Source organism: Paenibacillus sp. FSL H3-0333 (genome assembly GCF_038002805.1).
GTDB lineage: Bacteria > Bacillota > Bacilli > Paenibacillales > Paenibacillaceae > Paenibacillus_AQ > Paenibacillus_AQ silagei.
The window spans coordinates 166,904-181,496 of the sequence record NZ_JBBODG010000001.1; the positions used below are offsets into that span (position 1 = coordinate 166,904).

Genomic DNA, 14,593 nt, shown 5'->3' on the forward strand with positions numbered 1-14,593 from the left:
GGCCGTTCCCTGCTTGCTCCTGTGACTTCTGCACGCCTGAACGCATATGTTAGGTTAAGAACCCTATCTACTATGCAGCGGGAGGAGCAGCCACAATGCACATCTGCATGATTGCACCGGAGCAGTTCACGGTTCCCGGGGACGGCTCTGTGGAGATTTGCATCTGGAATATCGCGCGCAGGCTGACCAAGAGACACAAGGTAACCATTGTGAGCCGCAGAGCCGCCGGTCTTCCTGACACGGATGAGCTCGAGCAGGTCCAGTTCATCCGGCTGCCCTCAGGCACCCCTTCCCGGTACCGCAGGTCCGTTCTTACATTCCTGGAAGCCTCAGAGCCGTTCGATCTTATTCAGATCGACAACCGGCCGCGGCTGGCGGCGGCTGTGAAGCGGCAGTCCCCCGGCACTCCGGTGATGATATTCCTTCATTCTCTCACATTCGTGCCGCAGGAGCCCGGCATCGCCCGTTGCCTGGCTCTGGCCGATGCCGTCACGGCCAACAGCAGCTCCCTGGAGCAGCGGCTTATCCGGAGGTTCCCCGGCATCCGCAGCAAGCTTCGCGTGGTTCCTCTGGGAGCAGACCTGTCGCGCTTCACTCCTGCATATGCGCAGGAGAAGGCGCGCCTGCGCACGCTGCATGGTCTTGGCCCCGGCTTCACGGTCCTGTTCGTAGGCCGGGTCATTCCGCGCAAGGGAGTGCCTGTGCTGCTCCGGGCCATGCACCGCCTGAACCGGCATATGCCCGCACGGCTGCTGATCGCGGGCAAAGGGAAGCCGCCGTATCTCCGGCAGCTGAGAGCTCTTGCCCGGCGGCTGGGCGTACAGGTGTCATTTCTCGGCAATATTCCCCATGAGGATATCCACAGTATGTATCAGGCTGCCGACTGCTTCATCTGCCCCTCCCAGCAGCATGAAGCCTTCGGGCTGGTGAATGTGGAGGCGATGGCCTCGGGGCTGCCGGTGATCGCCTCCAGCAACGGCGGAATCCGGGAGATTATCGATTCGGGCCGTAACGGCTATCTGGTGAAGCAGTACAGGAACCCTGCTGCTTTTGCCAGCCGTATGCTGCAGATCGGACGCAATCCGGACCTTGCCGCAAGGATCGGACTGCAAGGAAGGAGCGATGCGCTGCAGATGTATGAATGGCAGCATACCGCAGAACTGCTGGAGAACATTTATCTGAAGCTGGTTCCTTCACGTTAACCAGAGGAAGCATCCTTCTAGAAGGCTCCTCCGGTTAACGAAGGGGCATAACACTTTACCTTGAAATACTTTCCTGGCGGGCGGACAGCGCCGAACTGTAAGTCCAGTCAGGATACGACAATGTGTAATACGGATTTTGTGATCCTTCTCGCAGGATGCAGCCGGAGTTAATAATATACTACACGTGTAAGCGTTGCCATTAAACAAATGCACTATACAGTAAGCCACCGAGATATTGGCAACCCCCTACAACCTATTATTCGCTGTAGAAAGGGTGCATCGTTATGTTAATGATCAAAGCTATCGTAAGACCTGAGAAAGCGGATGAAGTAATGGCCGAATTGCTGCTGGCCGGCTTCCCCTCCATCAGCAAGATGGATCTGCTCGGGCGCGGCAAGCAAAAGGGCATTCAGGTCGGAACCAACCATTACAACCAAATCTCCAAGAAGCTGCTGATGATCGTCATCCAGGATGAAGACAAGGATGACGTGATCAGCATTATTATGCGTACGGCAAGAACCGGTGAGCATGGCTCCTTCGGCGACGGCAAAATCTTTGTCCTGCCTGTACAGGAGGTCTTCACCATCAGCAACGGCAAGAACCAGCTATAGAGCGTCTATGAAAGAGGCAGCAAAGCATCCCCCGCTCTCCGTATTCACGGACGACCGGGGACTGCCTTGCTGCCTTTATGAATTCCTGGTCTTGCGATGATCAGATCAGCTGGATCACGGTAAGTCCCAGCCCGACCACAAATCCGCAGACGGCACCGTTGACACGAATCCACTGCAGATCCTTGCCGACCTTCTCCTCCAGCATATTCACCAGAGCGGCATCGTCCATCTGATCGAGGTTCTCCTTGACCAGTTGCCCGATCCGGTAATGATTAGCTTCCACGAAGGAGATCAGTGTACCACGAATCCGGTCCTCTGATGTCTGAATCCATTCCTTCTCCTGGCTAACCCGCCGGACCAGCGCGGCATACAGCGAGAACAGCCTGCGCCCGCCCCGGCCCCGGTCCTCTTCCAGCAGCGTAACCGCCTTGCCGCGCAGCCCTTGCAGCTGCTGTAGTACAAATGCGGCAGCGGCTTCCCCTTGAAGCTCATTCAGCGCCCAATTCTTCAGTGAGGCAATCCGTTCTTCATCGCTCAGCAGCTGGAACAGAGCCACCCGGATCTCCCGGATGACTTCCTCCCGGTAGGGGCTATCCTCTTCCTTAAAGTCACGGATCGTAGACTGTACCATACCCTGGAGCATTTCCCCTAGCATATCAGCATCCACGAACCCGACGAAGGCCTGGAAGGCCATTCCCTTCAGTCCGCCAAGCTTAACCTCGGCCAGCTTCTCACTGGCGATCTTGCCCAGCATGGCCCGCGTCTCCGGGCGTCCGCTCCAGGCGGAGATCCCCTCCAGCGCAAAATCAAGAGCTGCAATATCCTTGCCCTCATTCATCAGGCTGGTTGCTATGGTATCTGCTGCGACTCCGAGCTTAGCTTCACGCAGATAGCTTGCTGCTGCCGATTGAATATACGGAACAGCCTGCTCTACCGGAAGCCGCAGCACGAAGCCCTTCAGCTGCTCCAGCACTTCCTGCCGCGCTTTCTTTCTGGAGAAGAACCGGGTCAGTACGCCAGCTCCAAGCGAGACTATATTGAATGTGCGCAGCTTGTTCTCAATGCTCTCCTTGTTCAGCAGTTCATTCTCCATCGCAGAAATCAGGGACTGGATCAGCTTATCCCGGTTCTTCAGCAGCAGCGAGGTATGCGGAATTCTAAGGCCCAGCGGGTGACGAAACAGCGCCGTCACAGCAAACCAGTCGGCGATTCCTCCGACCAGACCTGCCTCGAAGCCGCCTCTCAGCAGAATAACTGCCAGATTCTCCGGCAGAAACAAGATGAACAGAAAGCCGCAGGCCATAATAGCCAGAGAGATCGTAGCTAAATTTCTGGATTTCATCAGTATCTTTTCCCCCTTACATAGCGACCCCATGCCGCTTGCATCCCGGTCATCGTCCCTTGCACATGCAGAAGACGAACCAGGCTGTCAGGTTACAGGTCTGCCTTACATTGTACCACGGGAGCACTCTTTTCTGAAAATCCGTCACGCTGCATGCAGCAGGGAAGCTGTTCTGTAATACTATAGATGAACACTTTAATTTTAAGTTTCCGAGTAAATAATGATAAAATACAGGCAAAGCCTGCGCGCCCTTGAAGGGGAACCTACAATAAACAGATAGAACAGGAGATCAATCACATGCTTATTGCACTGGATATGGACGGAACACTGCTCAATGCGGAGGGTGAAATCAGCAACGAGAACAAAGAAGCTATTCTTCAAGCACAGCGCCTGGGGCATATCGTGATTATCGCTACGGGCCGGGCCTACATGGATGCTGAACGGCAGCTGCGGCTGGCTGATCTGGAGTGCCCTGTGGTGAGTCTTAACGGTGCTGTGATCACGCTGGCTGACCGGACGGTGGCGGCAAGCACTCCGCTGAATAAAAAGGATATTATCCCCGCACTGCGCTGGATGAATGAAATTCCTGAATTGTATTACGAGGTGTACACTGAGGATAACGTATATGTAGAGCTGGACAAGCGGGTACAACTGGAGAAGCTGGCTACTCTTAAGGATACTGAGGTACCCGAGGAATTGGCCTGGCTGCTCCAGGCAATGGTAGACCAGCAGTTCCAGCAGGCAGCGGTAACCTACGTGGAGAAGATGGAGGACGTCTGGAGCAAGGAAGAGAATCTGATCTATAAGACCCTGGTCTTCTCGCTGAACCGTGAGCTGCTGAAGGAAGCCTCTGTGCGGTTCGCTGCCATTCCCGGGCTGATTATTACCGCATCGCATGTCAACAATATCGAGATCAACCATAAGGAAGCGAATAAGGGCACCGGTGTAAGCATGCTCGCAGCCCATTACGGGATTCCTGCGGAGCAAGTGGCGGTGATGGGCGACAGCTACAATGATCTGCCTATGTTCGAGATGGCGGGGTACAAGATTGCCATGGAGAATGCCGCCCCCGTGCTGAAACAGACCGCCGACTTCATTACGTTGAGCCATACGGAGAATGGTGTAGCGGCGGGACTGCGGCATCTTCTGAACAGCAAAACAGCCTTCAAATGAAGGCTGTTTCCGCTAGCGGCGGTCGGTTCCCGAGCGCCGAAAGCATAATAATGAGATGGCGCCCAGGTTGACTGCTAAATATAGAATGAGCGTCAACCGTTCGGCATTGGTTAATTCCATAAGCACCGGAATAAACATGATATCCCTCCATACCTCACTTCTATTTGTCTATCTGTTATAATCAGCTAGTCCTTTGTTCAATATATTAGTATTATCTGTCAAAAAGTGGACTTTATGATAAATGGCGTTATTTTCTGCTGGGAGGAATTACTCTATGAACCACCTATACCCCGGGATTGCCCGGTTATATGAGAACCGGCTGCTGCGCACCGAGCTGGAATGCGAGCAGTTCGATCAGGCACTGGAGGGTCTGGCCGGTGATACAGAGGATGCCGTCATTCACCAGATCTTCAAAGTATTCGACGATGATACGGAGCAGGAAGAGGTGATGTTCAGCCTTGTTCATTTTGTAGAGAGTGTCCAGATGGAGATGTATCTGACCCAGCTGCTGGAGTCGCTGCCGGAGATGCTGGAGCACGCCCGCAACTGGGCGATTGTGCTGAATCAAAGAATTCTCCAGGACGACCGCTACCGCAAGGATTACGCCGAGATCGCCGTCCGTATGCCGCCAAGAATCCGGCAGTGCCTGGCCTTCCTGCTGGAGGAGATCAAGGAGGACCAGCCCCGGCTGTACGAGCGCAAGGTGAATTCTTTTCTGGCCAAGCTGAATGCATCCGGGAGATAGCCTCGTGCAGAATAGAGTGCGGAATGGTATAGTGTATACTGGCCAAAACCGCATGACTGATTACGCATTCAGAAACAAACGAAGGTGAACATAATGAACAAGCTCTTATTTCATAATATCCCGCTGGGAGCCAGCGGTGAGAATATCCCCCAGGCGAAGGTAGCCTCAGCCCGGACAAGCCGGGAGACGGTACAGCCGGGGGACAGCGATGCCGCTTATTTCAGGCGGCTGGAGGCAGGCGGCATTCTGCTCAATCCGCCGCAGGTCTCGGCGGTACGCCATCATCTCGGGCCGCTGCTGACACTGGCTGGAGCCGGCTCCGGCAAAACCTCGGTGCTGATCTGCAGAGCCGGGTATTTGCTGTCTGTGCGCGGCATCGCTCCCGGACGCCTGCTGCTGCTGACCTTCTCCAGCAAGGCAGCAGCAGAGATGCGCGAGCGGATTGCCCTGCTGCCGGGGGTGAACGAGGGGGATGCCGCGCGCCTGCAGGCGCGTACATTCCACTCGTTCTTTCTTTATTTCCTGCGGCGGCAGGGACTGCGGCAGGATATTTTCAGCGAGACCCGCCGCCAGCATATTCTGCTGAAGCAGATTATGCGCGAGCTGGGACTGCCGAAGGATGCCTATCCGCCGGAGAATCTGCTCAGCCTGCTCTCCGCCTGCAAGATGAATATGGGCTTGCCCGGGCAGCTGCCGGAGACTACCGAGGCAGAGAAGGAGATGAAGGCCATCCTGGCTCTATACGAGCAGTGGAAGACCGATCACTTCAAAATCGATTTCGACGATGTCCTGCTGCTCGCCTACCAGATGCTCCGGGAACAGCCGGCGCTGCTGCGGGAACTGCAGCAGCAGTATCAATATGTGATGGTTGATGAGTTCCAGGATACGAATGCGCTGCAATATGAGCTGGTGAAGATGGTTGCTGCTCCGCAGGATAACCTGATGGTGGTCGGCGACGATGACCAGACGATCTACTCCTTCAACGGTGCCCGCAGCGAGTTCATCCTGGAGTTCGAGAAGCTGTATCCGCAGGCCAAGGTGATCACGCTGGATATCAACTACCGGTCCGGTCCGGCGATCATCGGACTGGGCAACGGCATTATCCGCCATAATTCGCGGCGCCGCGCCAAGACGTTGCAGGCAGCCCGCAGCAGCGGCCTGCCGCCCCGTTACCTGCGTCCGCAGACAGCAGATGACGAGGCTGGACAAATCGTGGAGCATATTGAGCGTGAAACGCAGAGCGGGGCCCGGGAATACCGTGATTTCGCCCTGTTGTACCGCGCCACAAGCAGCAACCGGGCGGTGCTGGAGCTGCTGCTGCTGCGCGATATTCCTTATATTGATTACGGCGAAGGCCAGCTGCTCTATGAGCATTGGCTAATCTCTCCAGTACTGGATCACCTTCGCCTGTCGGTGAACCGCCGCGACTTCGCTGCCATGGAGAATATTCTGCCGACACTCTACATGAACCGGGACAAGGGAATGGAGCATATCCGGCGCATGGAGGCGGTACAGGCGAAGCAGGGCCCGTTGATTCATCTGCTCTCCATGCCGGGCATGGAGGATTTCAAGGGCGTCAAGCTGCGCGAACGGTTGGACCTGATCCGCGGCCTGCGCGAGCTGACGCCCGTGCAGGCGATCCGCCAGATCCGCACTGTATTCTATGATTATTTCATCGAAGGCAGCGAGCGCCATCAGGCTACGCTGCACCGGGAGACGCTGAAGGAAATGCTGGATGAGCTGGAGTCCTCGGCGGAGCGCTTCGCTACAATTCCGCTGTTCCTCGAATTCATCGACAACGTAACGGAGCGTAACGAGCAGAACCGGCAGCCGGGGCTGAAGGAGCAAGGCAACCGGGTGGCGCTGATGACCATCCACAAATCCAAGGGACTGGAGTTCCCCGTAGTCTTCCTGATCGGAGCATCAGAGGGAATTCTGCCGCATAGCTCCGCTCTGGAGGAGGACCGTGCGAAGGACCGCAAGCCAGCGAAGGCCTCGGTCAAGGTGATCAGCGCGGCTGCTGCAAAAGCCGCAGCCGAAGCGGGCATTGCCGCATTGGAGGAAGAGTGCCGGCTCGCCTACGTGGCCGTTACCCGGGCCAGGGAGGAGCTGTTCATCAGTTCGCCTGCAAGGCATCGGGGCAAGAAAGCGGAGGTCTCGCGCTTCATGCTCGCGGCCTTCCGTTCGGCGGCGCGCCCACAGGCACCGGCTCCAGCCGCCGGAGCCAGCAGCCCGGGCAGAACGCATGTAACACGCAGCGGCACACACGGTTCAGCCGCAGTGAGAACACATACTGTTCCGGTCTGGCAGTGCACCGGCAAAGCCTGTCCGGGCTGGACCCGGAAGAAGGCGGGCGGCGCAGAGGATCACCTGACCTCGAAGCCGTGTCCGCTCTGCAGCTCCCCGATGGAACCAAGCACCCGGGAGGTCCCGGTATAACAGGACGCACGGCTGCCATGCATAACATCAGCCCCTTTCAGCAGCTAATCGGCGCTGCAGAAAGGGGCTGATGCCGTTATTCCCGGGTTTATCTTGCCCGCACCTGGAATTGGGGCAGGTACTCGGCATTCTGCTCCAGAATGTCGGCCAGTACTTCCTTGGCGATCCGCTCGTCGCCCACCAGCGGATGGATCGTCAGGGCCTGCAGTGCAGAGGCATAATCTCCTCTTACTGCAGCATCTATGGTCAACTCCTCGTAAGCCTTCACTACCTGCAGCAGACCTCGGATCTGCGGGGGAAGGGGCTGGCTTGGTGCAAGCGCATGCGGCCCATCGGATTTGATGACACAGTTGATCTCAATGGAGACATCACCCGGAAGATCCGGAATAACCCCCTGATTACGCACATTGACGGTCTGAATATCGCCGGTATCATTATAGATAGACTTCATCAATTGAACCGCCGCTTCCGAATAGTAGGCACCGCCGCGTTTCTCCAATTGAGCCGGCTTACTGTTCACTTCAGGCTGCTTATAGATCTCGAACAGCTCAGCTTCCACTTCCTTCACATCATCGGCACGTGTCTTGCCACTCTCCTGGTAATGCTCAGAGATCTCCCGGTACATCTCTTCCTTCATATAGTAGTAACGGTGATACGGGCAGGGAAGTGCACCTACGGACTGAATGAACTCCGAATCCCACTCCAGATCGGGGATGTTGGCCATCGAAGGCCCCTTGGCTCCCGACAGCTTATTGAGAAAGTCCTCCGTCATGTCCTCCCCTTCAATCAGCACCCGGGTCGTCCAGTTGAGGTGATTGATCCCGACAATCTCAATGAACATTTCCGATTGCTGAACCCCGTACAGCTCAGCGATCTGCATCTTCGTGCTTATAGGAAGATTGCATAGCCCCACAGACTTGACCCGGGAATGCTTCGAGACGGCTTCCGTAATGATACCGGCCGGGTTGGTGAAGTTAATCATGAACGCACCCGGAGCCAGCTCCTCGATATCCCGGCAAATATCCAGAATGACCGGAATGGTGCGAAGCGCCTTGGCGAACCCGCCCGCGCCCGTCGTCTCCTGGCCGATTAAATGGTGGGCCAGCGGGATCTTCTCATCTCTGGAGCGTGCATCCAGCATGCCGACACGGATCTGCGTAGCGACAAAATCCGCACCGCGAATCGCTTCGCGCCGGTCCAGTGTCGTATGCAGCCTGATAGGCTTGCCGCTTGCATCAATCATACGCTGCGCCAGCTCCCCTATGATTCTCAGCTTGTCCGCCCCTGCCTCGATATCTGCCAGATACAGCTCAGCAACCGGAAATTCATCATGATACCGGATCAGCCCTTCAACAAGCTCCGGCGTATAGGAGGAACCTCCTCCGATGACTGCGATTTTCAAGTGTTTCTTCTTCATTTGTGATTTCCTCCGTCTCTCTTGAAATGCTTTATTATTGCCCCGGTTAGATATTTATAATAACAATTCTATTTATTGTTCCTACAAATACATGTCCTTTTTTAACCTTTTTTCTCCTCATTGGATTTTCTAATCACTCAAATGATTTGTGAATCTCTATACCCGGCAAAGGGTGCACACATTATGGATTCAAAACCCCGTCATTTCCATATGGTTTCTCCTGCTCTTTTTCCGTGATATAATATAACAAATTGGCATCGGAGGAAACTTGTAATGACAAAGAGAACAAATAATACATTATATTTCAATATTAAAGAACAACTGCTCAAACAGATCCAATCCGGCTTCTATGCTGTCGGAGAGAAGCTTCCCACCGAAGCCGCGTTATGCGAGATGTTCTCCGCCAGCCGGACCACCATCCGCCTCGCGCTCAGCGAGCTTGAGGTTCAGGATATTCTGGAGCGGCATCAGGGCAAGGGCACCTTTGTCAAACGGAAGGAGCTCCAGCTTAACCAGAAACGAAGCTTCACTGAAGATGTGCTGATGAGCGGCAAAGAGCCGACCAGTACAATTATTGAAGCCAAAGTGACACCTGCGGAAATCCCGCTCAATGAATTCCTCAATATTCCGTTGAAAGCACCGGTAAACCAGCTATTGCGGCTCCGCTATGCCGATAATGAACCACTTCTATATGAGACCACTTATATTGCCTGGGATCTTGCTCCGGGGCTCATCAATGATTATAAGGACGGCTCGCTCTTCTCCTTCCTTGAGTCAGAGTATAACCTGAAGGCCCACCGCTCTGTGGAGCAGCTGAAGCCTGTACTCGCGGACAAAACAGCCAGCAGGCTGCTTGGTGTCAAAGAAGGCTCCCCTTGCCTGCAAGTGAGAACTTTTACGTATTTGGCCGACGGTTCCCCGCTGGAATACAGCTTCGGCGTATTCCGGGGCGATTTCCCCAGCTATACTATCGAGAGACAGTTTGGATGAAGGAAGGCCGGACGATCGTCAGCGCAGAGAGCATACGGAGCACCCCTGCATGGGGCGCTCCGGCTCCTTTAACTTCAGTTCAGTAAGCCCTGTTACTCTTTGATGATCTCAAAATAGCGCCCCAGCCAGTAGGGCAGTGTGAATACCGAACCAGCCTCAATGCCGCCTGAATGATAGTTATACCCCGGATTGGCACCGGTAGTCTGGCTGTCATTTTCAAACGGATTCGAGTTATGCTTAATAATGCGCCGCTCATCCGGAGCCAGTGCGTAGTTCGTCTGTTTATAATCATCGCGGTCACCCGGTTCAATATACAGCACATCCTGACGGTCCCACTGTACCGGGAATTCAATCTGGAATTCAGGGAAACGGTACAGGAAGCGGACCGCCGACTGCAGATCGACATCGGTTTTGTCCGGATGCGCAAGCTGGTAGAGGAAGGTGTAGAACGGATTCTCCTCCCGCACCTCATTGGAGTACCATTGATCATAGGCGGCTACAATCTGCGCATGTCTGCCTGCATCCTTCTCAAGCGTAACAAGTATGAATACCGGGAACCAGCCCAGCTCTTCATCCGAGTAATTGATATATTGGGTCCAGTCATTATGAAGCGTCGCATTGGTGTTTGTGCCATCGCCTGCATTATCCATAGTTACCGGCTGGTTGTCGTTCTCGCTGTAAGCATTGGTAGCCTGACGCACCAGTCTGCGCTCAATATAGTCCTGTGCCATGGCCATATAGCCCTTACCGTTGATATACGGCTCTTCCTTGCTGTAGCTGCCTGCAAAAGCCTGCTCATACGCCAGCTCATACTTGGCCGAATCAGCCGGATAGCTCGCTGCGACAATATAGCTTGCTGATTTCAGCGCAGCCATGACTTGCAGTGCGTTGAGCGGGCCATCTTCGTAACCGTAGGACAGCGCATCATCCCCTTTTTCGTCAACGCCGATCTTGGACTGCCACTGTACCTGCTGCTCCATAACGCCAAGGCTGTCGTTGAAGTATTTGGCGAACCATCTGGACCACTGTGTTGATTTGCCGGTGGCATCCTCAATATAATAATGGTCGTCCTTCAAAATCAGCTCTGTCATGCGGTGCGTCGTTTCTTCAATGAGGGATTTCAGCTCAAGAAGTTCAGGATCGGTGCTGTCACCGACCAGATATTTATAAGCTGTATAGAACATGGCATAATGGCCATCCACTTCATCTGCAGAAGTATCTGCCTTATACACAATCTGGTTCATGTCGATATGGCCGTCCACAATTGCGCTATCCGGGAACAAATCATTGAAGAATTCCGGAATCTGCTCATAGACGGGAGCTGTCAGCTGAAACAGCGGCTTATTATTGATGCCCGTTGTCTTATCTTCCTTCGCGTCATTGTTGTTAGTGGCAGCCGTAATGACAGGCAGCACCTGATATACTGCGCCGGTTACGGTAGTTCCAACCCGTGTCTTGATATCAATCCCCAGCTTCTGGCCTTCAGGACGCGTCAGGTTCAGCTCGTCAATGGCAGCTTGACTAAGCCCAAGCCCATTGTAATTGAGCACATCGGTACCTCCGCTCGGGAACAGCGTGGAGCCTTTTTTGTTCTCAGCGTCTTTGGTTACCCTCACCATGGAATAGCCGATAGGCTCCACCCCGTCGTTACGCTGCATGCTTGGAATGATTCCATTCGGGTTAATCATGTCCGGCCCGACAAAGTTCTGGAACCAGAAGCCGTTCTGAGATTGGTAGCCGTACACTGAATTGCCCACTGTAGCCGCACTCGCTTCGCTGGTCAGCATATAGGAGCGTGCCGGAAATCCGTTTCCGCGTCCGGAGACATAATCGAGCAGCAGAACGGCCTTGGTCGCTCTAAGCGCCGCCGCTCTTGCATCAGCAATTTCCGCCTGCTCCCCGGAAGCCGGGCTGGCTCCGTACTGCTCCTGCAGTGCTTTATAGCGGAATATTTCTCCCATTGCATACATCGCTGTCCATAGACCGTCATTATCACTGGTGGTAGGTGTGGAGGTGAATACTCCGGTCTTAGAGTTGTAATTGACCGCATCCAGCTTGCTGTCCGTCTCCGTAAATGTAAAGCCTGCGCCATGAACCATGCCGCGCCGGTCCAGAATCGACTTCACCAGATCCTCATAGATAAACGATTTGTCATGCAGCGTCTTCTCCGGCATCGCGATATGCGTGACACCGCTCGCTGTCCGGACCCAAATGCCGTTCTGCCCGTCACTGACAAGTCCCGTCACATGATCGTCTCCGCCATACAGATACCTTGGTCCGGCCATATACTGAACAATATCCTTGGTATCGCTTGCGCCGAAATCAACCCGCTGCAGGCCGGTCTCCGTTCCAATCCAGTAGACGCCCCCGTCCAGCACAACGCTGGTTACATCCCCGGTTACCGACATCGGCAGGAATTTGAGTGCTGCAGCATCGGTGACCCATTCAAGGGTAACCGGTATGGAGGCAGATCCGGCTTTGTAATAGGTCATTTCCTTGGTCTGCACAGCCTCCAGCTGAACAGGAGAGTAGCCCGCACCCGGCAGCTTCTCCGCAAGCACGGGCGCTGCCGGCAGTACGAACAGCGTTAAGGCAAGCAGTGCACCCGTGATCTTCACGCCATTTCTTTTCATCATGTACATGGTAAGCTCCCCTTTCCTTATTGGTAGATATGCGATACGCCGGTTTGTGTAATAACCAGTACCCCCGTACTTTCATCCGGTAAAAGCAGAAGCACCTTATCATCGTACAATTGCTTGCCTTGTGCGGAATAACTTATCATTTCATTCGTGACGAGATTGATTTTGGTGACTCCGCTGTCTGTTCCGATCCACAAATAAGTCCGGGTTTTGTCCAATACAGAGGTGTTAATCCCCCGCATCGAAGCGAATATGGAAGGTTTGATATTAAATTCATAATTTACAAAGGTTATTGCATTCACAAGGTTCGGCATGGTCACATCCTTGTTCGCTATCGAAGGCGTGTATGAAGGGTCCTGGAGGAAGGTCAGGTATTGCTTGGCCAATCCTTCTGCTCCTGTGGAGCTGAAGGAGCTTAAGGCTTCGGCATAGGTATACAGCTCCGGAGCTTTGGGCTCAGGTGTTGGGGTTGGCGTCGGCGTTGGAGTTGGTGTCGGCGTCGGTTTCGTTGTTGGTGTCGGTGTCGGCACTGGTGTCGGGGTTGGCGTTGGACCCCCTGTACCCGGGCTTGAGGTTGGAGCCGGAGTTGGAGTAGGGGCCTGGCTTCCCGTGCCGCCGCTTGAACCGGTTCCTCCCGAATGGCCGGCCGCCGAAGTGATCAGATGACCTGAAGCATCAAAGTCTTGTCCGCCTATGCGCACCTTCGCAGCATTCATCGTCAGCTTGTCCGGCTTGACAGAGAAAGACACGCCTTCTCCATTGACCACCGCTTCTGCGATTATTCCTTCACCGGTTATAGTTGCTGCGCTGTTCAAGGTCATTTTCTTGACAACCCCGCCTTTATTCAGCTTAATCGCTGAGCCGCCTGCTTTGGACGAGACGTTGAAGCTTCCAATCTGGCCGCCCTCCAGCGTGAAGCTTGCCGGTGCAGCTACATTCAATTCATTAACATCCCCTGATACAGAGACAGCATCGGAAGCCCGCGTAAGCAGGTTAACGGTACTTATCGCCTGGCCGGATTCATTAACGATCCTTGCAGCCGAGGTTACATCCATCTTCCCGGCAGTTATCTTCCCCTTCAGAATAACTCTTACAGGAGAAGCGGGTTTGCTGATAACTATGCTGCCTACCTGACTGTCTGTCAGCGTAATACTGTTCACACCGCCGCCGTTTATGTAGACGGTGCCTCCAATCTTAGCATTGATGAAACTCAGATTACCTTCGCCAACGCCGGGAGTAATATATACATTCCCTGAGAAGTTCAGATCCGATAGCGTGCCTCCAGCTGTGTTAACAATCAGGTTGCTTCCGGAGGTTCCCGAATGATCTCCGCCGTCGGCAACCAAGAGGCCCATGGTGTTATTCATCATCTTCACGGCCTCGGCCCGCGTCAGTGCCTTCTTGGGCTGGAACGCGCCTTGCGGTGTGCCCGCCACATAACCAGCTTCCTTCATAGCATAGACCGCTTCCTTGGACCAGCCGGCAAGTTGAGCATCATCGGTAAACGGGACGAAGGAATTCCCGGAGGCTGCAACATTAAATACTCTGCTGAGAATCAGCGCCGCCTGCTCACGGGTCAGGACCTCCAGCGGATTGATCCTGCCTTCGCCGTTACCAATAAGGGCACCGGCAGCAACCGCTTTGCTGATGTCAGAGGCGTACCATGCCGTCTTAGGGACGTCGGTAAAGCTCTGGCCGCTCTCCTCACTGAAATGAAAGATCCGGTTAATCAGGGCGACGAATTCTGTTTTTCTGATTCCGTCATTCGGCAGAACGAGACCTTCCTGATTGCCTTTGAGCAGCCCCATCTCTTTCCACGAGGCTATTTCCTCTGCGGCCCATGCAGGAATCTTCTCCGCTACTTCTGCAGATGCTGCGGGCATGCCCGTAAACGCCACGGATGACACTACGGCGAATACTCCAAGCGTCTGCTTCCATTTGAACTTCATATGCACTCCTCCTCAAGGTTTTGTTAAGCGGTACTTCAGCTGATAACTTCGTACACAACTGTTTCGGAAGCATGTGCTGCATAATC

General features: G+C 54.3%; 10 protein-coding genes. 6 read left to right on the forward strand and 4 right to left on the reverse strand.

What is annotated here, in order from left to right; translation table 11 throughout:
* Positions 1–95 precede the first annotated feature (95 nt).
* On the forward strand, positions 96–1,202 hold the full coding sequence (locus tag MHH78_RS00680; protein ID WP_341166314.1) for a glycosyltransferase family 4 protein: 1,107 nt from the start codon (positions 96–98) through the stop codon (positions 1,200–1,202).
* Positions 1,203–1,486: 284 nt separating this feature from the next.
* A complete protein-coding gene (locus tag MHH78_RS00685; protein WP_076077527.1) occupies positions 1,487–1,813 on the forward strand; it encodes a P-II family nitrogen regulator in 327 nt (108 codons plus the stop codon).
* 100 nt (positions 1,814–1,913) lie between these two features.
* On the opposite strand, the gene MHH78_RS00690 is transcribed toward MHH78_RS00685, so the two are convergent.
* Positions 1,914–3,155, reverse strand: a complete 1,242-nt coding sequence (locus MHH78_RS00690) for a DUF445 domain-containing protein (RefSeq protein ID WP_341166315.1) — start codon at positions 3,153–3,155, stop codon at positions 1,914–1,916.
* Positions 3,156–3,452: 297 nt separating this feature from the next.
* Between MHH78_RS00690 and MHH78_RS00695 the strand changes: the two genes are divergently transcribed.
* The 3 genes from MHH78_RS00695 to MHH78_RS00705 all read left to right on the forward strand — a co-directional run bounded on the left by MHH78_RS00695 (position 3,453) and on the right by MHH78_RS00705 (position 7,512).
* Positions 3,453–4,328: a Cof-type HAD-IIB family hydrolase gene (locus MHH78_RS00695; protein ID WP_341166316.1), complete on the forward strand. Its 876-nt coding sequence runs from the start codon at positions 3,453–3,455 to the stop codon at positions 4,326–4,328.
* A 274-nt stretch (positions 4,329–4,602) separates the two neighbouring features.
* Positions 4,603–5,073, forward strand: coding sequence for an Imm30 family immunity protein (locus MHH78_RS00700; RefSeq protein ID WP_036723578.1), 471 nt, complete (start codon positions 4,603–4,605; stop codon positions 5,071–5,073).
* 93 nt (positions 5,074–5,166) lie between these two features.
* Positions 5,167–7,512, forward strand: coding sequence for a UvrD-helicase domain-containing protein (locus tag MHH78_RS00705; protein WP_341166317.1), 2,346 nt, complete (start codon positions 5,167–5,169; stop codon positions 7,510–7,512).
* Between the two features lie 88 nt (positions 7,513–7,600).
* On the opposite strand, the gene MHH78_RS00710 is transcribed toward MHH78_RS00705, so the two are convergent.
* Positions 7,601–8,929: a 6-phospho-beta-glucosidase gene (locus MHH78_RS00710; protein WP_341166318.1), complete on the reverse strand. Its 1,329-nt coding sequence runs from the start codon at positions 8,927–8,929 to the stop codon at positions 7,601–7,603.
* 273 nt (positions 8,930–9,202) lie between these two features.
* Here MHH78_RS00710 and MHH78_RS00715 point away from each other — a divergent pair, with 273 nt between their 5' ends.
* Positions 9,203–9,919, forward strand: coding sequence for a GntR family transcriptional regulator (locus MHH78_RS00715; protein ID WP_341166319.1), 717 nt, complete (start codon positions 9,203–9,205; stop codon positions 9,917–9,919).
* A gap of 92 nt (positions 9,920–10,011) precedes the next feature.
* Here the strand turns inward: MHH78_RS00715 and MHH78_RS00720 are convergent, their stop codons facing one another.
* Entirely contained in the window at positions 10,012–12,555 is a 2,544-nt protein-coding gene (locus MHH78_RS00720; RefSeq protein ID WP_341166320.1) for a hypothetical protein, read from the reverse strand.
* A 23-nt stretch (positions 12,556–12,578) separates the two neighbouring features.
* Positions 12,579–14,507, reverse strand: a complete 1,929-nt coding sequence (locus tag MHH78_RS00725) for an S-layer homology domain-containing protein (RefSeq protein WP_341166321.1) — start codon at positions 14,505–14,507, stop codon at positions 12,579–12,581.
* Positions 14,508–14,593: the final 86 nt, after the last annotated feature.

Bases quoted from the DNA above. Each gene is read 5' to 3' on its own strand.
- MHH78_RS00685 (WP_076077527.1), top strand. From the start codon at position 1,487: ATGTTAATGATCAAAGCTATCGTAAGACCTGAGAAAGCGGATGAAGTA.
- MHH78_RS00680 (WP_341166314.1), top strand. From the start codon at position 96: ATGCACATCTGCATGATTGCACCGGAGCAGTTCACGGTTCCCGGGGAC.
- MHH78_RS00720 (WP_341166320.1), bottom strand. From the start codon at position 12,555: ATGATGAAAAGAAATGGCGTGAAGATCACGGGTGCACTGCTTGCCTTA.
- MHH78_RS00700 (WP_036723578.1), top strand. From the start codon at position 4,603: ATGAACCACCTATACCCCGGGATTGCCCGGTTATATGAGAACCGGCTG.
- MHH78_RS00715 (WP_341166319.1), top strand. From the start codon at position 9,203: ATGACAAAGAGAACAAATAATACATTATATTTCAATATTAAAGAACAA.
- MHH78_RS00725 (WP_341166321.1), bottom strand. From the start codon at position 14,507: ATGAAGTTCAAATGGAAGCAGACGCTTGGAGTATTCGCCGTAGTGTCA.
- MHH78_RS00695 (WP_341166316.1), top strand. From the start codon at position 3,453: ATGCTTATTGCACTGGATATGGACGGAACACTGCTCAATGCGGAGGGT.
- MHH78_RS00705 (WP_341166317.1), top strand. From the start codon at position 5,167: ATGAACAAGCTCTTATTTCATAATATCCCGCTGGGAGCCAGCGGTGAG.
- MHH78_RS00710 (WP_341166318.1), bottom strand. From the start codon at position 8,929: ATGAAGAAGAAACACTTGAAAATCGCAGTCATCGGAGGAGGTTCCTCC.
- MHH78_RS00690 (WP_341166315.1), bottom strand. From the start codon at position 3,155: ATGAAATCCAGAAATTTAGCTACGATCTCTCTGGCTATTATGGCCTGC.